General features: G+C 58.3%; 24 protein-coding genes. 7 read left to right on the top strand and 17 right to left on the bottom strand.

The annotated features are described in order from the left end of the window. The first annotated feature begins 15 nt into the window (after positions 1-15). The 3 genes from phbB to bfr all read left to right on the top strand — a co-directional run bounded on the left by phbB (position 16) and on the right by bfr (position 1,770). Positions 16-741 carry an acetoacetyl-CoA reductase gene (gene phbB, locus EXN68_RS18095; protein WP_142842179.1) on the top strand — a complete coding sequence of 242 codons (726 nt, stop codon included), beginning with the start codon at positions 16-18 and terminating at the stop codon, positions 739-741. A 266-nt stretch (positions 742-1,007) separates the two neighbouring features. After that, entirely contained in the window at positions 1,008-1,319 is a 312-nt protein-coding gene (locus EXN68_RS18090) for a (2Fe-2S)-binding protein (RefSeq protein WP_080600126.1), read from the top strand. Next, on the top strand, positions 1,285-1,770 hold the full coding sequence (bfr, locus tag EXN68_RS18085; RefSeq protein WP_046799648.1) for a bacterioferritin: 486 nt from the start codon (positions 1,285-1,287) through the stop codon (positions 1,768-1,770). Before EXN68_RS18090 ends, bfr begins: the two co-directional genes overlap by 35 nt. 48 nt (positions 1,771-1,818) lie before the next feature. Here bfr and EXN68_RS18080 read toward each other — a convergent pair whose 3' ends face one another. From EXN68_RS18080 to rplU, 14 genes are all read right to left on the bottom strand, one after another. Further along, complete coding sequence (locus EXN68_RS18080; RefSeq protein ID WP_142842178.1) at positions 1,819-2,331, bottom strand: RNA pyrophosphohydrolase; 513 nt, start codon at positions 2,329-2,331, stop codon at positions 1,819-1,821. Between the two features lie 56 nt (positions 2,332-2,387). Then, a complete protein-coding gene (locus tag EXN68_RS18075; RefSeq protein ID WP_142842177.1) occupies positions 2,388-3,587 on the bottom strand; it encodes a divergent polysaccharide deacetylase family protein in 1,200 nt (399 codons plus the stop codon). 167 nt (positions 3,588-3,754) lie between these two features. After that, positions 3,755-5,083, bottom strand: a complete 1,329-nt coding sequence (locus EXN68_RS18070) for a S41 family peptidase (RefSeq protein ID WP_142842176.1) — start codon at positions 5,081-5,083, stop codon at positions 3,755-3,757. Next, positions 5,073-6,470 (bottom strand): murein hydrolase activator EnvC family protein, encoded by a 1,398-nt coding sequence (locus tag EXN68_RS18065; protein WP_142842175.1) that lies wholly within the window; start codon positions 6,468-6,470, stop codon positions 5,073-5,075. Before EXN68_RS18065 ends, EXN68_RS18070 begins: the two co-directional genes overlap by 11 nt. Before the next feature lie 159 nt (positions 6,471-6,629). Then, positions 6,630-7,112 (bottom strand): 23S rRNA (pseudouridine(1915)-N(3))-methyltransferase RlmH, encoded by a 483-nt coding sequence (gene rlmH / locus EXN68_RS18060; protein ID WP_142842174.1) that lies wholly within the window; start codon positions 7,110-7,112, stop codon positions 6,630-6,632. 157 nt (positions 7,113-7,269) lie between these two features. Beyond that, positions 7,270-7,743, bottom strand: coding sequence for a ribosome silencing factor (rsfS, locus tag EXN68_RS18055; protein WP_237681429.1), 474 nt, complete (start codon positions 7,741-7,743; stop codon positions 7,270-7,272). 66 nt (positions 7,744-7,809) lie between these two features. Then, positions 7,810-8,433 carry a nicotinate-nucleotide adenylyltransferase gene (locus EXN68_RS18050; protein ID WP_161991381.1) on the bottom strand — a complete coding sequence of 208 codons (624 nt, stop codon included), beginning with the start codon at positions 8,431-8,433 and terminating at the stop codon, positions 7,810-7,812. A gap of 3 nt (positions 8,434-8,436) precedes the next feature. Next, complete coding sequence (locus tag EXN68_RS18045; protein ID WP_161991380.1) at positions 8,437-9,723, bottom strand: glutamate-5-semialdehyde dehydrogenase; 1,287 nt, start codon at positions 9,721-9,723, stop codon at positions 8,437-8,439. Further along, on the bottom strand, positions 9,716-10,885 hold the full coding sequence (gene proB / locus EXN68_RS18040; protein WP_142842173.1) for a glutamate 5-kinase: 1,170 nt from the start codon (positions 10,883-10,885) through the stop codon (positions 9,716-9,718). Before proB ends, EXN68_RS18045 begins: the two co-directional genes overlap by 8 nt. Further along, positions 10,882-11,949, bottom strand: a complete 1,068-nt coding sequence (gene obgE, locus EXN68_RS18035) for a GTPase ObgE (RefSeq protein ID WP_006310970.1) — start codon at positions 11,947-11,949, stop codon at positions 10,882-10,884. Before obgE ends, proB begins: the two co-directional genes overlap by 4 nt. A 168-nt stretch (positions 11,950-12,117) precedes the next feature. Beyond that, on the bottom strand, positions 12,118-12,708 hold the full coding sequence (locus EXN68_RS18030; protein ID WP_142842172.1) for a GNAT family N-acetyltransferase: 591 nt from the start codon (positions 12,706-12,708) through the stop codon (positions 12,118-12,120). Beyond that, positions 12,705-13,337 (bottom strand): GNAT family N-acetyltransferase, encoded by a 633-nt coding sequence (locus EXN68_RS18025; RefSeq protein WP_003505256.1) that lies wholly within the window; start codon positions 13,335-13,337, stop codon positions 12,705-12,707. Before EXN68_RS18025 ends, EXN68_RS18030 begins: the two co-directional genes overlap by 4 nt. 131 nt (positions 13,338-13,468) lie before the next feature. Further along, on the bottom strand, positions 13,469-13,738 hold the full coding sequence (gene rpmA, locus EXN68_RS18020) for a 50S ribosomal protein L27 (protein ID WP_003492686.1): 270 nt from the start codon (positions 13,736-13,738) through the stop codon (positions 13,469-13,471). Between the two features lie 40 nt (positions 13,739-13,778). Further along, positions 13,779-14,093 (bottom strand): 50S ribosomal protein L21, encoded by a 315-nt coding sequence (rplU, locus tag EXN68_RS18015; RefSeq protein ID WP_003492690.1) that lies wholly within the window; start codon positions 14,091-14,093, stop codon positions 13,779-13,781. Between the two features lie 330 nt (positions 14,094-14,423). On the opposite strand from rplU, the gene EXN68_RS18010 reads away from it, so the two are divergent. Continuing rightward, positions 14,424-14,864 carry a metallopeptidase family protein gene (locus EXN68_RS18010; RefSeq protein WP_046799659.1) on the top strand — a complete coding sequence of 147 codons (441 nt, stop codon included), beginning with the start codon at positions 14,424-14,426 and terminating at the stop codon, positions 14,862-14,864. Positions 14,865-14,880: 16 nt separating this feature from the next. Here EXN68_RS18010 and EXN68_RS18005 read toward each other — a convergent pair whose 3' ends face one another. Both EXN68_RS18005 and EXN68_RS18000 read right to left on the bottom strand, forming a co-directional pair. Next, the gene (locus EXN68_RS18005) at positions 14,881-15,087 is read right to left on the bottom strand and encodes a DUF1737 domain-containing protein (protein ID WP_003492695.1); all 207 of its coding nucleotides are present in this window, start codon (positions 15,085-15,087) and stop codon (positions 14,881-14,883) included. Continuing rightward, entirely contained in the window at positions 15,084-15,995 is a 912-nt protein-coding gene (locus tag EXN68_RS18000; protein WP_161991379.1) for an HpcH/HpaI aldolase/citrate lyase family protein, read from the bottom strand. Before EXN68_RS18000 ends, EXN68_RS18005 begins: the two co-directional genes overlap by 4 nt. Positions 15,996-16,104: 109 nt before the next feature. Here EXN68_RS18000 and EXN68_RS17995 point away from each other — a divergent pair, with 109 nt between their 5' ends. The 3 genes from EXN68_RS17995 (at position 16,105) to leuB (ending at position 18,438) form a co-directional block, all read left to right on the top strand. Beyond that, on the top strand, positions 16,105-16,335 hold the full coding sequence (locus EXN68_RS17995) for a hypothetical protein (RefSeq protein WP_046799661.1): 231 nt from the start codon (positions 16,105-16,107) through the stop codon (positions 16,333-16,335). A gap of 163 nt (positions 16,336-16,498) precedes the next feature. Beyond that, positions 16,499-17,104 (top strand): 3-isopropylmalate dehydratase small subunit, encoded by a 606-nt coding sequence (leuD, locus tag EXN68_RS17990; RefSeq protein WP_142842171.1) that lies wholly within the window; start codon positions 16,499-16,501, stop codon positions 17,102-17,104. A gap of 221 nt (positions 17,105-17,325) precedes the next feature. Next, positions 17,326-18,438, top strand: coding sequence for a 3-isopropylmalate dehydrogenase (gene leuB / locus EXN68_RS17985; RefSeq protein WP_142842170.1), 1,113 nt, complete (start codon positions 17,326-17,328; stop codon positions 18,436-18,438). On the opposite strand, the gene EXN68_RS17980 is transcribed toward leuB, so the two are convergent. After that, positions 18,419-19,669 (bottom strand): cytochrome-c peroxidase, encoded by a 1,251-nt coding sequence (locus EXN68_RS17980; protein ID WP_142842169.1) that lies wholly within the window; start codon positions 19,667-19,669, stop codon positions 18,419-18,421. The genes leuB and EXN68_RS17980 overlap by 20 nt on opposite strands. Positions 19,670-19,758 lie beyond the last annotated feature (89 nt).

Below are 19,758 nucleotides of genomic sequence, written 5' to 3'. Positions count from 1 at the left end.
GACATGGAGGCCGATATGAGCCGGGTTGCGTTGATTTCCGGCGGGACAAGCGGCATAGGTGCCGCGATTGCCCGCGCCTTGCAGGCGGCCGGCTACCGGGTCGCCGTCAATTACGCTTTCACGACCGACAGGGCGGAAGCCTTTCAGAAAGAAACCGGCATCCCTGCTTTTCAGTGGGACGTTCGCGACTATGACGCCTGCGTAGACGGCATTGCAAAGGTGGAAGAGACCTTCGGTCCCGTCGAGGTTCTCGTCAACAACGCCGGCATCACCCGCGATGCGATGTTTCACAAGATGTCGCCGCAGCAATGGCGCGAGGTGATCGACACCAACCTCACCGGCGTCTTCAACATGACGCACCCCGTCTGGCCGGGTATGCGCGATCGCGGTTTCGGCCGCATCGTCAATATTTCCTCGATCAACGGTCAGAAGGGTCAGGCGGGGCAAGCCAACTATTCCGCTTCCAAGGCGGGCGATATCGGCTTCACCAAGGCGCTCGCCCAGGAAGGCGCCAGCCGCAACATCACCGTCAACGCCATCTGCCCCGGCTATATCGGTACCGAGATGGTGAGAGCGATACCGGAAAAAGTGCTTGCCGAACGGATCGTCCCGCAAATTCCGGTCGGGCGGCTGGGCGAACCGGAAGAAATCGCCCGCTGCGTCCTGTTTCTGGCTTCCGACGAGGCCGGCTTCATCACTGGCTCCACCATGACGGCCAATGGCGGGCAATATTTCGCCTGAGATCGGCCACCCTTCACTTCGGCGACAGCCAAGTCAGTAAACTTTTCGTGATAATTACTTCCGTAATTTTGCCGCGCACAAAAACTTGAGCACGAAACACTGGAAAGCGCCATTCGCTAAACCAATGAAAATACGACAGTTTTTGTATAGTTTAGAATGACTCTAGAAATTCCACTCCGATTCAAAAGGAGGTTTTTCTTGACATTTGGTGTCCTGTTTTGGTTTAAGAACGAAAACAACGTGTTGCGTCATACAGGCAGTCCATCATGCTGGTTTGCAGCTGCAATTACATCACCGATCACGATATCCGGGACGTCATCAACGAACTCCTCGACGAGGACTGTTGGCAGCTGATCGTTCCCGCCAAAGTGTATCACGCCATGGAAAAACGTGGCCGCTGTTGTGGCTGTTTCCCGACCGTTGTCGATCTGATCATCAAGACCACCGAAGAATATCACGCCCGTCGCCACTCGACTGAGGCCGATGTTTTTGATTTTATGTCCCGCCTGAAGCGATTCCATGAAGAGAACAGGAGAGCGGACATTGAAAGGCGACAAAAAAGTCATCGAGCGGCTTAACGAGGCCCTTTTTCTCGAACTCGGTGCAGTGAACCAGTATTGGCTTCATTACCGGCTGCTGAACGACTGGGGCTACACAAAGCTCGCAAAGAAGGAGCGCGCTGAATCCATCGAAGAGATGCAGCACGCCGACAAGATCATCGATCGTATCATCTTCCTTGAAGGCCATCCCAACCTTCAGACGCTGGCCCCGCTGCGCATCGGCCAGAACGTCAAGGAAGTGCTGGAAGCCGACCTGGCGGGCGAATACGACGCACGCACCTCCTACAAGAAGTCGCGTGACATCTGTTCCGAGGCCGGAGACTACGTCTCCATGAAGCTGTTTGAAGCCCTGCTGATCGACGAAGAAGGCCATATCGACTTCCTCGAAACCCAGCTCGATCTGCTCGGCAAGATCGGTGTGGAAAAATATGGTCAGCTCAACGCCGATTCCGCCAACGAAGCGGAATAAGCTTTCGACACTGGACAAGGAAAAGGCGGCCCATGGCCGCCTTTTTATTTATTTGCCGGAGAGGTGCCGGAACTCTGCCACCACCTGCTCGTAGACCGCGCGCTTGAACGGCACGATCAATTCCGGAAGGCTCTCCATCGGCTTCCAGCCCCAGGCATCAAATTCGGCCGTGTGGCCCGTCGGCGGCGGGTCAATCTGGATTTCACTTTCATCGCCTTCGAAACGGAAAGCGAACCAGCGCTGCGCCTGCCCACGATATTTGCCCCTTAAACCGATACCGATCAGTTCGGGCGGCAGATCGTAGTTGATCCAGTCACTCGCTTCCGCAAGCAGAGTCACCGTCTTCATTCCGGTCTCTTCATAAAGTTCACGAATGGCGGCCGTCAAAGGCCGCTCGCCATCATCGATGCCGCCCTGCGGCATCTGCCACAATTGCGGTGAGCCGTCATATTCGGAATTGCCTTCACTGATGCGCCGGCCGGCCCAGACAAGGCCTTCGGCGTTGAGAACCATTATTCCCGCGCAGGGGCGGTAAGGCAAATCTTCTGCTTTGATTGTCATGGGAAACCCGCATTGCTGAGCGCCGCAAAAGCGCATGAAATGGCCGCGCAGAAGGTTTACTGCCCCGCCGGCTGCGAAACAAGCGCAGAAATGCCAACGATCTCGATACCCCGCCCGCCCGCTTCCCGCGACCATTTGGAGATGGCGGCAATGCTTTCGTCGAAAGCCGAAGCGACACCGATCGCCTGGCCGTTGCGGCGCGCAATTCGCTCAAGCTCATCCAGCTTGCGCAGGATGGCGCTTTCAGTCACTTCGCCATCGAGCAGAACATCGGCAAAACCCTGCGGGGCGGAGATCGCCTTGGCAATCCCGCCGCTCAACGACTGTGCCGATGAAGCATCATCCAGAAACAGCAGCCCGCGCTTGCCGATATCGCGCATCACCGGCTCCAGCGCCGCCTGTTCCGCGAGGAAGCGCCCGCCAAGATAGTTCATGATGCCAGTATAATTTGTGATTTTCGCCATGGAGCGATGCAGCCGGTCGATGTTGACCTTCGCAGGATCGCCGGCCAGCAGCGTGTCCGGCCCTGGGTTGGTGCCGGGATAACCGAAAGGCTCCAGCGGTATCTGCAGAAGGATTTCATGGCCCTCTCGGCGCCCTTCCTGCATCCAGCGCTGCAGGCTGTTGCCGCTTGCGGCAAAACCAAGCGTCACCTCCGGCGGGAGATCCCGGATCGCCTTTTGCGAACCCGTCTGGCTGAGGCCAAGGCCGCCGACGACAATTGCCACCCGGGTGCCACGGGCGCCCGACCAGGGCCGCGCATATTGCTCCATCGGCCGCAGGCCATCGGCGCCAACGACCGGCAGCGGTCCGAAAGCGGACTCTTCCAGCAACTCTTCATTGGGACGAGCGGCCATGCGCGGGTCCTGACCATAGGTCTGGCCACTCATCAGCACCGGCCCATTGCCATCGCGGGGTCTCGGAGAATAGACCGATACGACATTGCCGTCCGGCATGGTTTCCCTGTTGATATTGGCGCCAGAGCGACCGCTTTCCGGTTTCAGGCCGGCCGTCTCAGCAGAACCGGCCCCATCGGTAACCGCCGTTTCAGGCGCGCTGTGGGGCGGCTGTGGCTGAACATCCGGCCCGGGGCCTGTCTTCTGCAGGTTGCCTGGCGAGAGCGCGGTATAGACGGAGAGCCCGCCGATTGAGAAAACCGCAAGCACGGACAAAACCATAATGACGGAAAAGCGCCGGTTGATACCGACGCTTTTTTTCTGACGACCCAGAAGCGGTTTTCGCAGGTCCGAAGGCAATGAACGGTCCGTCCAAACGGTCAAAGCATGTCACGCAGAAAACTATGCGGCAGTTTGCGAGGATGACATGCGAAAAAACAGGGACTTAAAGCAAAGGCAGCGCATCTGGAAATCGCGACCCGCTCTAAGCAATCGAAAAAATGCGCCGGCTGGCCGGCGCATCTATCTTACTGCTTGTTGACCACAGCCTTGTCCGGGTTCGGCGGGAAAGACGGATCAGTCTTGCTGCCGCGCAACAGATCCAGCGCATAGTTGAGCTGAATATCATCCTTGGCTTCCGGCGGAACATAGGCGGAAGAGCCCGAACCTTCATCCGTTTCGCTCTGGCCCTTGATGTGACCGGAAAGACCGGATTCACCTTCGGTGGTCACCTTGCCCTGCAATTCCGGCGGCAACGGCTGTTCCACCTTGATATCGGGTTCGATGCCCGTGCCCTGGATGGATTTGCCCGACGGCGTGTAATAAAGCGCCGTGGTCAGACGCAGCGCACCGGCTTCGCCGAGCGGGATGATCGTCTGGACCGAACCCTTACCGAAGGAGCGCGTACCGACAACGGTAGCACGACGCAGATCCTGCAGGGCGCCGGCAACGATTTCCGAGGCCGAAGCCGAACCGCCGTTGACAAGTACGATCACCGGCTTGCCGTCGGTCAGATCGCCTGCCGTCGCATTGAAGCGGCGGGTCTCATCCGGATTGCGGCCGCGAGTCGAAACGACTTCGCCACGCTCAAGGAAAGCGTCGGAGACATTGATCGCCTGATCAAGCAGACCGCCCGGGTTGAGGCGCAGGTCAAGCACGTAACCCTTCAGCTTGTCGGCCGGCACATCCGCCTTGATCTTCTTGATCGCCTTTTCGAGATCGTCATAGGTCTTCTCGGTAAAGGAGATGACACGCAGATAACCGACATTGTCACCCTCGACGCGAGACTTGACCGCACGAACGGCAATGATGTCACGCACGACGGTGATTTCAAGCGGCTTGTCAGCGCCCTGGCGGATGACCGTCAGCTTGATCGGCGTCTTGACCGCACCGCGCATCTTTTCAACAGCCTGCTCCAGCTTGAGGCCGCGAACCGGTGTACCGTCAATTTCCGAAATGAAGTCGCCAGCAAGAATACCTGCACGGGAAGCCGGTGTATCATCCATCGGCGAGATGACCTTGACCAGTTCGTTTTCCATGGTCACTTCGATGCCGAGACCGCCGAACTCACCCTTGGTCTGGGTGCGCATGTCGGTGGCATCCTTGGCATTCATGAAGCTGGAATGCGGATCGAGCGAGCTGAGCATGCCGTTAATGGCATTTTCCACCAGCTTCTCGTCATCCGGCGGCGTCACATATTGTGCGCGCACGCGCTCGAACACGTCGCCGAATATCGACAACTCCTTGTAGGTCGAAGGCCCGGCCGCCTGTGCCGGCATGCTCGCCGAATAAATCACGCTCATCGCCGTGGCGCCCATAAGCCCACCGATAAGGAGAAGCGAAACCTTACGAATCATTGTGCGCCCTTCCGGTATTTTTTGCGGTCCACCAAGGTTGGGAATCAACCGGCACACCATCTTTCCTGAACTCAATGTAAAGCGTTGGCCTGTCGGTTTCCAGCGCCAATGCTGCTGCACTCGCTACTCTTTTTGCACCCATGGAGGCGATGGGCTCTCCGGAGAACACGAACATTCCCTGCCGTGTCCTCACATTGTCCATGCCCGTCATCACCACATGATATCCATCACCCGTGTTGAGGATGATCATCCGGCCGTAACTGCGAAAATCTCCGGCAAACACCACAAAGCCGTCTGCAGGCGCCGTCACGATGGCTTCGGGTCCGCTCGCAACGACAATTCCCTTGGAAAAATGGCCAGTACCGTCAGCATCACCAAAGCGCCTGAGCACCTCGCCCGCGACCGGAACCTCCAGTTTTCCCTTTAAACTCGCGAAGGGATATGCGGGCGCAATGCGGTTTTTATCAGGCATTCCAGCCGCAGCCGCAGCGCGCTCCTTTTCACGTTCGGCTTCCGAAAGACGTGCCACGCGCTGCTCTTCAGCCCGCGCTTTTTCCATGGCTTCCCGTACTGACGTAATCTCGCCTTCAAGCGAACTGACCAGACCTTCAAGACTGGTCGCTTTGCTTGCCAGTTCCTCGGATCGTTTGCGTTCCGCCTCAAGCTCTGCCGCCGTCTGGGTGTTCTTGCGGTCATTTTCGGCAATCAGCAGGTCGAGGCGTTTTTCCTCTTCCAGACTTGCCGTCATCATACCCGTAAGATCGTCCTTTTCGCGAGCGATTGCCTGCCTGAGATCAGTCAATTCTTTGAGAGCGGACACCAGCTTGTCGGTTTCACCACGAATGCCCGGAACGACGGCACCGAGAAGAATAGCACTACGCACGGAAGCAAGTGCATCCTCCGGCGAAACGAGAAGGGCAGGCGGCGGGTTTCTGCCCATGCGCTGCAATGCGGCCAGAACTTCCGCCAGCACGCCGCGCCTTTCACGTAACGACGCTTTGACACCGTCTTCGCGAACGGAAAGCTTGGCGAGGCGATCCTCACCGTCACTGATCTTGGTTTCCAGTGCCTTGCGCCGCGCCGCAGATGCGATCAGCTCTTCCCGGATACGGGCGCTGTCCTGATTGAGGGAAGCGATGCTTTCCTCAAGATTGCGGGTCTTGTCCTCCGAAAGGCCGATGCTGTCGACCAGTTCCTCCAGATCCTGGCGGTTCTGGTCACGGCGCTTCTCCAGTGTCTGCAACTCGTCCGGCGATGAATCGCCATTCTCGGCCGGAACCGCGCCCGCCTCGTCCCGCGAATAGGCTGGACCGGCCCCCATGACGAAAGCAGCAATAACCGCGCCCGCAAGGGCAGCGCGCTGTTTTCGTTGAGACCTTTTGTCCATTTGATCTTTCTTTGATGCCGAAGCAGAGGCGCTGATACTAGAGATTTTGCTGCGATCTTCCAAGGGGCCTGAAAGAGGGCAACGGCAAAGCCATCTGCGCCTTTTCGTCTCGCGGAGCTTCATGTTGAAATTGAGACGAGTTTTATACCCTAAACCCGCTCAAACCCGATGATACGGGTGACCGGAAAGGATTGTGACGGCGCGGTAAAGCTGTTCGGCGATCAGAATACGAACGATCTGGTGTGGCCATGTGAGCTTGCCGAGATTGAGAACGGCCGCCGCCCTGTCGTAAAGCGCGGGATCGAGACCGTCAGCCCCGCCAATGGCAATGATGAGGTCCCGCTTGCCGCTATCGCGCAGGTCGCCAAAAAACGTGGCAAATGCAGGACTATCCAGCGCCTTGCCGCGTTCGTCGAGCAGCACAAGCACTGCACCGTCGGCCAGGTGTTTTTCAAGCATCGCCGCTTCTTCACGCTTGCGCGTCTCCGCATTCGACGCCCGACTTTCCGCGACCTCGATCACCCGCGAAAACTCCAGCCCGATTGCCGGGCCGGTCTTCGCGAGGCGTTCGATATAACGGGTCGCAAGATCCTTTTCAGGGCCGGTTTTAAGCCGTCCCACCGCAAAAATCGAAATCCGCATCGCAAACCTGTGACTGTCGTGACAAACAGGGTCACGCTCTTAACAGCATAGAATGCGGATTCCTATGCGGCCGGTTCGATTTCCGGCCAGAGACATCGTGCCGAAGGCAGAGATGACCTTCGGCAGACACGATGCACTCGATCAAAGGCTCACCGCATCAATGCAGTGTTTCTTCCGACATTTCCGGCGTCGCCCACATTTTTTCAATGTTGTAGAAGGCGCGGATTTCCGGACGGAACACATGAACGATGACATCGCCGGCATCAATCAGTACCCAGTCTCCGATCTCCAGACCTTCGACGCGGGCGTTGCCGAACCCCTCATCCTTCATATCCTTGAGAAGATGCTCGCAAATCGCCGAAACGTGCCTATTCGATCGCCCGGAGACTACAACCATGTAGTCAGCAAGCGCCGATTTTCCGGCAATGTTGAGAGATACGATATCTTCAGCCTTGGAGTCCTCGAGGCTCGCGAGGACGGTTTCGAGGGCATGATCGGCGGCATCGTCGCCACTGTCCTGGCCCTTCGGGATAGCAACAAATGCTTTTCCCTTGCTGTGTACTGTTGTCAGAGGTTTTCCCTTTCCAAGAATGACAAAACAGATACTGGGCGACGCGATTCTCTGCGTCACTTTATAAAGGTGGCATCAAAGCATTAACTTTTCAAGATATGGAGCCTTCAACGACCGCCGCATACATCATTTGTGATTATTGCGCAGCGCCGTGGAACTGAGCGTCGAACGAGGACCATGGATGAAGACCCAGGCGGGAGCCCGCTTTTTCCATAAAACCCCCGCATCATCCTCGTCTATCCGCGCCTGGCTGAAGGCCTGAGCCATGGTGGAGGAGAGGTAAGACAGGGTGGAGCCGGGCCGGTCGATCACGGCAATAGGAAAAGTCTCGGCAATCGTGCGCCACTTCTGCCAGCGATGAAAGCTTTTCAGATTGTCGGCGCCCATGATCCAGATGAAGCGAACATGCGGATTTCTCGCCTTCACCTTGGCAAGCGTATTGGCCGTATAGCTGATGCCCAGCGATTTTTCGAATGCCGTCACCTTGATACGCGGATCGCTCACGAGTTTTTCGCAGGCGACGATACGGTTTTCAAGGGACGCCAGTTCGGAGCGGCTTTTCAGCGGATTACCCGGCGTGACCATCCACCAGAGCTGGTCGAGACCCAGCCGACGCAGTGCGATCTCGGCCACCAGCGCATGGCCGGCATGCGGCGGATTAAAAGAGCCGCCGAACAGCCCGACAACCATGCCGCGCTCCGCATGCGGCATGGTGAGATAACGTCGGTCCAGGCGCTTCTCAGTCGGCAAATATCAGGTCCGTGTCTGGCCGGTGCCATGCACACGGTATTTGAACGAAGTGAGCTGCTCGACGCCGACAGGGCCGCGCGCATGCATCTTTCCGGTGGCTATGCCGATTTCCGCACCCATGCCGAATTCGCCGCCATCGGCAAATTGCGTCGAGGCGTTGTGCAGCAGAATGGCCGAATCGAGTTCATTGAAGAAACGTTCGACCACGTGAGGGTCCTCGGCGATCACCGCCTCGGTATGGTTGGAGGAATAGGTGCCGATATGATCGATCGCACCCGAAATACCGTCCACCACGGCGACCGAAATGATCGCATCGAGATATTCGGTGCGCCAGTCCTCTTCCGTCGCGGCCTTCAGACCCTCGACCACATGACGGACCGCCTGCGAACCGCGCACTTCGCAACCGGCTGCGATCAAGTCATTGACGAGCGGCGCCAGATGCGTGGAAACAGCGGCGGCATCCACCAGCAGGGTTTCGGCCGCACCACAAATGCCGGTGCGGCGCATCTTGGCGTTGACGACGATACGCTTTGCCATAGCGAGATCGGCCGAGGCATCGACATAGATATGGCAAATGCCTTCCAGATGCGCAAAAACCGGCACCCGCGCTTCCGATTGCACCCGGGCAACCAGGCTTTTGCCACCGCGCGGCACAATCACATCGACCGTGCCGCTCAATCCACCCAAAAGCGCGCCGACGGCGGCGCGGTCCGTCACCGGCACCAGCTGGATGGAATGTTCGGGCAGACCGGCAATCTTCAAACCTTCCACAAGGCAGGCATGGATAGCACGCGATGAATGTTGCGAATCCGATCCGCCGCGCAGGATGACGGCATTACCGGCCTTGAGGCAGAGCGCGCCAGCATCCGCCGTCACATTGGGGCGGCTTTCGTAGATAACACCGATGACGCCGAGCGGCGTACGCACGCGCTCGATCTTCAGCCCATTAGGGCGATCCCAGGCGGCAATGACCTCGCCGACCGGATCGGCCAGCGCAGCAACCGAGCGAATGCCTTCGGCAATGCCGGCGATCCGCGCCTCGTTGAGGGTAAGCCTGTCGATAAAGGAAGCGGCAAGCCCGGCAGTGTCCGCAGCCGCCAGATCTTTCTTGTTGGCGGCAAGGATCACACCCCTCGACGCCTCTATGGCGGATGCCATGGCAAGAAGCGCGCGGTTCTTCTGATCCGTCCCTGCGATGGACAACGGTCGCGAAGCAGCTTTTGCCTGAGCGCCGATGGTCATCATCAACGCGTCAATATCATGGCTCTGCTTCACGGCCTGTTCAGGCATGGACCTCATCCTTTTTTGCATGTTTCACTTTGACGGCGGCACCCGTCATCACAAGATCGTCGCGATGGATCATCGCCGCACGGCCGACATAACCGAGGATCGCCTCGATCTCGTTGGACTTGTGGCCGATGATGAGACGCGCCTCTTCCGCATCATAACCCGCAAGACCGCGCGCGACCTCCCGGCCTTCAACACCGATAATGGCGATTGCATCGCCGCGACCGAAATTGCCCTTCACTACCCTTACGCCCGCGGGAAGCAGGCTCTTGCCGGCAAAAAGGGCTTTTTCCGCGCCGGCATCCACATGGATTTCGCCGGCCGGCTGCAATTGTCCGGCAATCCAGGTCTTGCGCGCCGTCACCGGCGTACCCGATGGCGCAAACCATGAGGAACGAGCGCCGTTTTCGATCGCCTTCAGCGGGTTGAGCGTCTTGCCAGAGGCGATGATCATTCCGCAGCCGGCAGCGGTCGCGATCTTGCCCGCATCGATCTTGGTGCGCATGCCGCCGCGCGAAAGCTCGGAAGCCGCACCACCTGCCATGGCCTCGATTTCGGGGGTGATGTCTGCAATCGTCTCGAGAAATTGCGCATCCGGATCGAGATGCGGCGGAGCAGTATAAAGTCCGTCAATGTCCGACAGCAGCACCAGCAGATCCGCACCCGTCATGGTCGCCACACGTGCGGCCAGACGGTCATTGTCGCCATAACGGATTTCGGTGGTCGCCACGGTATCATTCTCATTGATGATCGGGATGGCGCCGATCTTCAGCAACTGGTTGATGGTGGCGCGTGCATTGAGATAACGGCGGCGCTCTTCGGTATCGGAGAGCGTCAGCAAAATCTGACCCGCGACGATCTCATGCCGCGACAGGCTTTCCGACCATGCCCGCGCCAGTGCGATCTGGCCGACAGCCGCCGCTGCCTGGCTCTCTTCCAGCTTCAACGCACCGGAGGGCAAGCCGAGAACGGTGCGGCCAAGCGCGATGGCGCCTGAAGACACGACCTGAACATCCGCGCCGTTTTTCTTGAGCGCAGCAATGTCCTCGCAGATCGCGTCCAGCCAGTCTTTCTTGAGGCCGGTTTTACGGTCCACCAGAAGCGCCGACCCGATCTTGATGACGATCCGGTGGTGGCTCGCCAGCGGCTTGCGCGTCAGGCTCATAGGCGATCGTCCTCTTCCTCGACCTCGCTCTCATGCGGCATCGACCGGTCTGGAAGGGCGGTATCGCCGCCATTGCTTGCCGAAACGATGATATCGCGCAGGGCGCGCAGCGCTTCCGTCATGCCGATATGCGCGGCAGCCGACAGAAGAAGCGGCGGACGACCGCAGGCCTTTTCCAGTTCCTTGGCCTTTTTCTTCAGTTCTTTCTCATCAAGCACGTCGATCTGTGACAGCGCCACGATTTCGGGCTTGTCGGTCAACCCACCACCATAGGCATCCAGCTCGGCCTTCACGGTTTTATAGGCCTTGCCGACTTTTTCTTCCTGTGCGGAGACGAGGTGCAGAAGCACTCGGGTACGCTCCACGTGGCCGAGGAACCGGTCGCCGATGCCAACGCCCTCATGCGCACCTTCAATCAGGCCCGGAATATCGGCCAGTACGAATTCACGACCATCGATGGTCGCCACGCCAAGATTCGGATGAAGGGTGGTGAAGGGATAATTGGCGATCTTCGGACGCGCGCGCGTCACCGTCGCAAGAAATGTGGATTTACCCGCGTTTGGCAGACCGACGAGACCGGCATCGGCAATCAGCTTAAGCCGCAGCCAGATTGTCTTTTCTTCGCCAGCCAGACCCGGGTTGGCATGGGTGGGCGCCTGATTGGTGGACGACTTGAAGTAGGCATTGCCGAAACCGCCATTGCCGCCGGCGGCAAGACGAAAACGCTGACCTTCCTTGGTGAGGTCCATGATCAGCGTTTCGTTGTCTTCTTCGAAAATCTGGGTGCCAACCGGCACTTTCAGCACCACATCAGAACCCTTGGCGCCGGTGCGGGTCTTGCCCATGCCGTGCTGTCCGATCGAGGCCTTGAAATGCTGCTGGAAACGGAAATCGATCAGCGTGTTGAGACCATTGACCACCTCAACCCACACGTCACCGCCGCGTCCGCCGTCACCGCCATCAGGGCCACCGAATTCGATGAATTTTTCACGCCGGAAGGAAACGGCGCCAGCACCACCATCACCGGACTTGATATAGACTTTTGCTTCATCGAGAAATTTCATCGGACTGCCGTTCTATCGGTTTGCGGACGCAACAATCATGGCATTGCGTCAAACAAAAATATCGTCGTTTCGAATACAAGCGCTTCGTCACGAGGTCAAAGACTATCGTGCGGCAAGCCCCTGCGTGAGACAAGGCCGGTTTGGGGTAAACCGGCCTTGTTTTGATTGTCAGCGGTGCGGCCGGATGAAATCCTCTGCCGTGATCATCGTATCGATATGCGCCACCATCGCGGCCCGCGCCGTGGCGTAGATCTGATGGCAGCCGGTCACCCGGAAGCCGAGTTTTTCCTGCACACGCAGCGAAGCGGGATTATCCGCAAACACGCCGGAATGAAGGATCACCCCGGGCATGCGGCGGAAAAACCGCTCGACCACGGCAGCAACCGCCTCGGTCATGTAACCCTTGCCCCAGTAGAAGCGGTTCAGCCAGTAGCCGAGATGCCACTCGCCATGCCGCAACTCCACCGAGACGATGCCGATCAGGGTATCGTCACCACTGGTGATGGCGAAATCCCAGTCGGGCAGTGTACCGGAGGTACGCAGCACCAGCCATTCCAGCGCATCCTGCTTGTGGTAGGGCGCGGGAACGCGGGCCAGCATCTTCGTCACGGCGAAATCGCCAAGTGATTCCGCAATGCTGCCGGCATCGGAAAGTCGCTGCGGCCGCAACACCAGTCGCCGCGTCTCGATGACGGGGCAGGGGCCGGGCGGCGCCACGGTGGTGGCAGCCCGGCGACGGGTCAGTTCGAGCGCACTCATCCCATGTCCCCCCAGCTCTTCAGCGACACCCAGGTCTTGCGGTCCAGCCTGTACCATTCGACCGGCACCATGCCGCCAAGCGCCAGCGAGCCGACCATGCCGGACCCCTGGAACTGGAAACCGCACTTCTGGATGACGCGGCGCGACGCGATGTTAGTGACCCGGCAACGGGCATCGATCTGGTCGATTTCACGCGTGCGGAAGGCCATATCGATCAGCGCATGCGCCGCTTCCGTCATATAGCCGCGGTTCCAGTAGGGTTCGCCTAGCCAGTAACCGATCTCCAGCGTCTTTTCGTCTTCCTGGGGTTCGAGCGCGCAGCAGCCCAGAAACTCGCCATTGTCCATGCGGGTAATCGCATAGACGCACTTGCCAATCTCGCCAGCTTTGGAGCGTCGCACAAAATCCGCGGCGTCTTTGGCCGTGTAAGGGTGCGGCATACGCGACACCATGGTCGCGATATTGGCATTGTTGGCAAGATGGGCAAGGGCGTCGATGTCTTCTTCGTGAGGCTTGCGTAAAACCAGCCTCTGCGACAGTAAAACGGGGCAATCGCTCCTCGACCGATCGGGCCTCGGCCGCTCTTCGGGTGACCGTGATTGGTCGACCCTTAACAATTCAGCTTGCATGGTTCAGTCCCTCCATGAGGTTAAAGAAAAAGGGGAGTTGGGTGGTGCCCCATCTCCCCTGTTTTCTTGACTGGACCTGATACGTCTCAGCCGGGTCGATGGGACACCGGCTGCATATGACGCTTACCGGCTTATTCTGCGGCTTCCGCTTTCGGAGCCACGGATACGAACACGCGGCCATTGGCCTTCGTGCGGAAGTTTACATTGCCAGCGGTCAGCGCAAAAATCGTGTGGTCCTTGCCGATGCCGACGTTGGCGCCCGGATGCCACTGCGTGCCACGCTGGCGCAGAATAATGTTGCCTGGAATGACGGCTTCGCCGCCGAACTTCTTTACGCCAAGGCGCTTGGATTCAGAATCGCGACCGTTACGCGAGGAACCGCCAGCTTTTTTGTGTGCCATTGGAGTTCTCCTTTAAACCTTGTTTCCCGTGTCGCGCCGATCAGGCAGCAACGATGTCCGTGATGCGGACGACAGTGTGATGCTGACGATGGCCGCGCGAACGCTTGGAGTTCTGACGACGACGCTTCTTGAAGGCGATAACCTTCTTGCCGCGATTGTGCTCGACAACTTCAGCCTTGACGATGGCACCCTTGACGAAGGGAGCACCGAACTTGGCGTCGGCGCCTTCGCCAACAACGAGAACTTCGGTGAATTCTACAGTTGCGCCTGCCTCTGCTTCCAGCTTTTCGATGGTCAGCACGGCGTCGGCCGCTACGCGGTACTGCTTACCGCCGGTCTTGATGACTGCGAACATTTTTTATCCTTTCATGTTCGTTCCGGCTCTGCCCGCCAAAGCAAGCTCGCCGTCTTTTTATCAGTCGGAATTTGGTAGAAACCCGTCGGGACAAGAGGTCCCTTTGAATGTCTGCCGGTGAAGCCGCCTTTGAGGACGGAATAAACAGAAGGCGCACTACGCCATCAATTTGGGTGCCGATTACGCGAGACGCCGGTTTATGTCAAGATGACGACGGCTTGAAAAGTAACTGTAACGCCAAGAATTTCATGCTTTTTCGGCGGGTGAAGCAGTCAGGTCTCGAAATTTGCGCAGCAAGTGTTTATATGGGCCTACCAACAAGGAGCAGAAATGGCCCGCATAGACCAGACCGACGATTGGCGGGACCGCCATGCGCCGACAATTTCCGCCTTCGAGTCGCTTGCGATCGAGGCATATGGCCACCTGCCAGAAGAATTCCGCGCCTTGACGAAGGATCTCATCATCGAGATCGCGGATTTCCCGACCGATGAAGTCTTCGAGGACATGGCGCTCGAAACGCCCTTCGATCTCCTCGGACTATTCGAGGGTCGTGGCATCTCCGAACGTTTCACCATGGAAACGGGCGAGATGGTGAACCGCATCACGCTTTATCGCCGCCCCATTCTCGACTACTGGGCCGAGAACGAGGAAACGCTTGGTGATATCATCACCCATGTCCTCATCCATGAAATCGGCCATCATTTCGGCCTGTCGGATGACGACATGGAGCGGATAGAAGAAAGCGCCGACGAGGCCGCTGCGGAGCGATAGCCCGCCGCGGCGCGTCTTATTGCTCGCCGAGCTTCATGTCCGGATGATATTCCTTGCCCTCGACCACCTTGGTCACGGCCTGGCCGCAATGCATGACACCGCTTGCGGCGTTAAAGGCATAACTCGGCGAACCCGCAAGTTCCCATCCCTTGTTCAACGCTTCCGTGACCCGGTGACAGAATTTTGAGTCGTCGGGGCCGGTTATGAAACGATAGACCTTCACGTCTTTTCTGCCTTTCTTTGGGCGATGATATCGGCCATGGCGACCAGCCTCTCAGCCTCAACCATATGCAGCCGCTCGATCATCCGCCCGTTCATGTTGATGACGTTCAATTCCACAGATTCCGGTTTTGCGAAAGCGGCAATAATCTCGCGAGCTTCCGCAACCGTCGCCTCATCCGGGCCGAATTGCCGGTTGGCGGGTTCGATCTGGGCGGGATGGATCAGCATCTTGCCGTCAAAGCCCATCGCTCGCCCCTGTTCGCATTCAACCTGAAAAGCCGCGACATCGCGGAAATCATTGGAGACGCTGTCAATGATATCGAGGCCATAAGCCCGGGCGGCAAGCACCACCTGCATCATCCATGGCACAAGATAGGCGCGACCGGGCAAGGCCGGAACACGGGTTTCCTTGCGCAGATCGTTAAGACCGATGACGAAAGCGGCAAGCCGCGCATCCGGCGTATGGGCGGCATCGGCAATCGACGCAGCGTTAAGGACACCGAGCGGCGTTTCGATCATTGCCCAGATCTTCATGGCCTGCGGCGCATCCGCCTCCGCCAGGAGGTCGGCCACTTCATGAATATTAGCGGGCTGCTCCACCTTCGGCAGAAGAACCGCATCCGGCCGGCAGGAAAGAACGAACTCCAAATCCGCCCTCCCGTCCGGAGTGGAGAGCGGATTGATGCGGATAATTGCCTCGCGCCCGGTAAAGGGTGCGTCTGAAAACAGCTTTTGGAGATTTTCCCGCGCCTTGCCCTTCATGTCGGGCGCGACGGAATCCTCAAGATCGAGGATCACGCCGTCGCAATCGAGATCGCGGATTTTTTCGAGTGCCCTGACATTGATGGCCGGAACCGACAGCAACGAGCGACGCGGTCTCACAAGAATATTTTCGGAAAAACTGACCATGCCGCACTTGTGTCAAGCTTTTGTGACATCTGCAAGCTGACAATCCACTGAATCCTCTTGCAAGCCGGAAGAAGAAGGCCCACATTCGTCTGGAAAGAAAGGTTGAATCATGCAAGGCATCCGTTCATTTTTCATCGCCGCCTCCGGCATCGCAATTCTGGCCATGGCTGCTCTTTTCACGGCATCGCTCACGGTCGCTTTCATCGGCGTGCTCGCCGTTCTCAGCGCTGCCCGTATGCTTTCCGCGCGCCTCAAGCCGGCCCCCATTCCGGTCAAGCCCCGCCACCAGCGCGACATGCGCGTCTGGAACGATGGCAAAGGCACGATTATCGATCTCTGAGATCGTTTAATCGGGTCAAAATGCGAGGACGCTACGTCAGGCGTACCGAAGAACGCGGGTTTGCGCTTCTAAAGCGCTGAGTTTTGCAGTATTTCCCGAGAGAGAACATCCGGCAGGCATTGCCCGTGCCGGATCTGTTCAAGGGAAACACGGGAAGCGACAGATGGAAAAATTCACCAAGCTGACGGGCGTCGCCGCGCCCATGCCGGTGGTCAATATCGACACCGATATGATCATTCCGAAAGACTATCTGAAGACCATCAAACGCACCGGTCTTGGCAAGGGCCTTTTCGCCGAGTCGCGTTACCTTGAGGATGGCTCGCCCAATCCGGATTTCGTGCTGAACAAGCCCGCTTACCAGAACGCGCAGATTCTTGTCGCCGGCGACAATTTCGGTTGCGGCTCTTCGCGCGAGCATGCGCCATGGGCGCTTCTCGATTTCGGCATCCGCTGTGTGATCTCCACAAGCTTTGCCGATATCTTTTACAATAACTGTTTCAAGAACGGCATCCTGCCGGTTGTAGTTAGCGCCGAGAACCTCGAAAAGCTGCTTGATGACGCCTCGCGCGGATCAAATGCCGTTCTGTCCATCGATCTGGAACGCCAGGAAATCAGTGGTCCCGATGGCGGCACCATTACTTTCGAGATCGATGAATTCAAGCGCCACTGCATGCTGAACGGCCTCGATGACATCGGCCTGACCATGGAGCATTCCGGCGCCATCGACACTTTCGAAAAGGCGAACGCCTCGGTCCGCCCCTGGGCCTGACCGCATTTCCGCTCTTCAAAAAAGCCGATCCCGTACCAAACCGTACCGGATCGGCTTTTGCTTTGCTTGAAAAGCCCTTGAGGCGGAGATAAGAAACCCTCGATCCCGTCCAGCTGCTGTACGACTTGGCATGCATAGGACGGAACAAGTTTGACGCCGTGTTCGCCGCCACCGAAAACCCTTCATGATGTTTTCCGGCGCGCCGCCCAAGGAGGGTTCCCATGACAGTCCGTTCGCTTTTCCTGCTGCCCGGTGACGGTATCGGCCCCGAAGCCATGACTGAGGTCCGCAAGCTGATCGATTATATGAACAGCGCGCACAATGCCGGCTTCACCGTTTCAGAAGGCCTCGTCGGCGGTTCCGCTTACGACGCCCATGGCGTGGCGATTTCCGATGCGGACATGGAAAAGGCGCTTGCCGCCGATGCGATCCTGTTCGGCGCCGTCGGTGGCCCGAAGTGGGATGGCGTTCCCTACGAGCATCGCCCGGAAGCGGGTCTGCTGCGCCTGCGCAAGGACCTCGAACTTTTCGCCAATCTGCGCCCTGCCATCTGCTACCCGGCACTCGCCGCCGCCTCCTCGCTGAAGCCGGAACTGGTCGAAGGCTTGGATATCCTCATCGTTCGCGAACTGACCGGCGGCGTCTATTTCGGTGAACCGAAGCAGATCATCGATCTCGGCAACGGCCAGAAGCGCGGTATCGATACGCAGATCTACGACACTTTCGAGATCGAGCGCATCGCCAGCGTCGCTTTCGAGCTGGCCCGCACCCGCGATAACCGCGTCTGCTCGATGGAAAAGCGCAACGTCATGAAATCAGGCGTCTTGTGGAACCAGGTCGTCACCGAAACCCACGCCGCCAAATACAAGGACGTTCAGCTGGAGCATATGCTGGCCGATGCCGGCGGCATGCAGCTGGTGCGCAAGCCCAAGCAGTTCGACGTGATCGTGACCGACAACCTCTTCGGAGACATGCTCTCCGACGTTGCCGCCATGCTCACCGGCTCGCTCGGCATGTTGCCTTCCGCCTCGCTTGGCGCACCTGATGCCAAGACCGGCAAACGCAAGGCCATGTATGAGCCAGTGCACGGTTCTGCCCCTGACATCGCCGGCAAGAGCATCGCCAACCCCATCGCCATGATCGCCTCCTTCGCCATGTGCCTGCGCTACTCGTTCAACATGGTTGACGAAGCGACGAAGCTCGAAGCGGCAATCGCCAACGTGCTGGACAAGGGCATCCGCACCGCCGACATCATGGCCGATGGCTGCCGCCAGGTCGGCACCGGTGAAATGGGTGACGCGGTTCTCGCCGAATTCAAGGCGCTTTCGGCGTAACGCTGACAGGAACCGGTTGGGCAGGCGGCACCGCCATCTGCCCATCCTCCTTGGGCAGAAGATGCTCGTAGCGGCGGTCGGTCAACGTCTTCAGAAAAGCCACGATGGCATCCACCCGCTTGTCGTCCAGCGCCGGCGCGGATGTCAGTTCCGTCATGGCGATATTCTCAGGCACCTCAGGCGCATCCCAGGTCTTGCCGGTTTCCGGGTTGATCTGTCGGCTGGGCTTTTTGCTTTTATATTTCACGTAAAACAGCACCACCGTGCGCAAATCCCTGAACACGCCATTGTGCATATAAGGACCGGTGACGGCGACATTGCGCAGGGTCGGCACCTTGAACTTGCCGCGTTGTGCCGGATCGCCGGCCACTTCAGGATTTTGCGCCAAACCCAGATCGATCGCATCTGGTTTCGAGCCATTCACAGCCCTGACCGCCATATTGGCGGGAACGCCGATATTGAAATATTTGTGGTTGGTAAACAGGCCGTCTTCCAGCCCCTTGGCGCCGCGGATTTCATGGCAGGTATTGCAATTGGTAAATTGCGTCGAGGAAATCAGAACCCGGCCCAGCTCTTCCTGATCCGTCAGCTTTTCCTCGCCGCGCAGGAAGCGGTCATATTTGGAATCGAAAGTCGAGAATTCGTCCGAGCGCTCGAAACTCGCCAACGCCTTGGTCATCGCGGCATAGGCGGTTTCATCGCTCTGGAAGACATCATTGCCGAATTGCGTGCCGAAGGCTGCGACATAGTCAGGATTTTCCCTCAGCCGCTTTACGACAGAGGCTTTGTCCGGCATGCCCATTTCAAGCGGATTGAGCGGCGGACCGCCCGCCTGGTCTTCCAGCAGCGAGGCCCGGCCATCCCAGAACTGCCCGCCGACATACTCACCCGCCGCATTCTTGCCGAAAGGCGGCGTGAACCTCGCATAGGTCGCCGTCGGGGCATTGCGGTCGCCGAGCGAAATACCGTCGTCACCCAGAGAGACGTCTCGACCGACCTTCTCGCTCTCCCGTGCATCGGAAAACCCGGCGGCCTGCATATGGCAGGTGGAACAGGCCATGGTCCGGTTCATCGAAAGATTGGGATCGTCGAACAGCGCTGCGCCCAGCTTTTCCAGCGTCGCATAATCTTCGCCGCCGTGAGCGAACATGCTGCTAATCCCCCCACCGAAGGGAGCCAGCAGAATGGATGCAGCAAGAGCGGCAGAGAGAAAAAATCGGGGCTTTATCATCGGTAGGCACGCTCGGGACAAAATGCGCGATAGCAGGTTCGGGCCGGAAAATATGAAATAGCTTTCAATCCGACCAGACTTCACGGAAC

The sequence above is a fragment of the Martinezella rhizogenes genome (genome assembly GCF_007002745.1).
Classification (GTDB): Bacteria; Pseudomonadota; Alphaproteobacteria; order Rhizobiales; family Rhizobiaceae; genus Agrobacterium; species Agrobacterium cucumeris.
The sequence above is the reverse complement of the archived record's forward strand: the minus strand, read 5'-3'. Positions and strand labels throughout refer to the sequence as shown.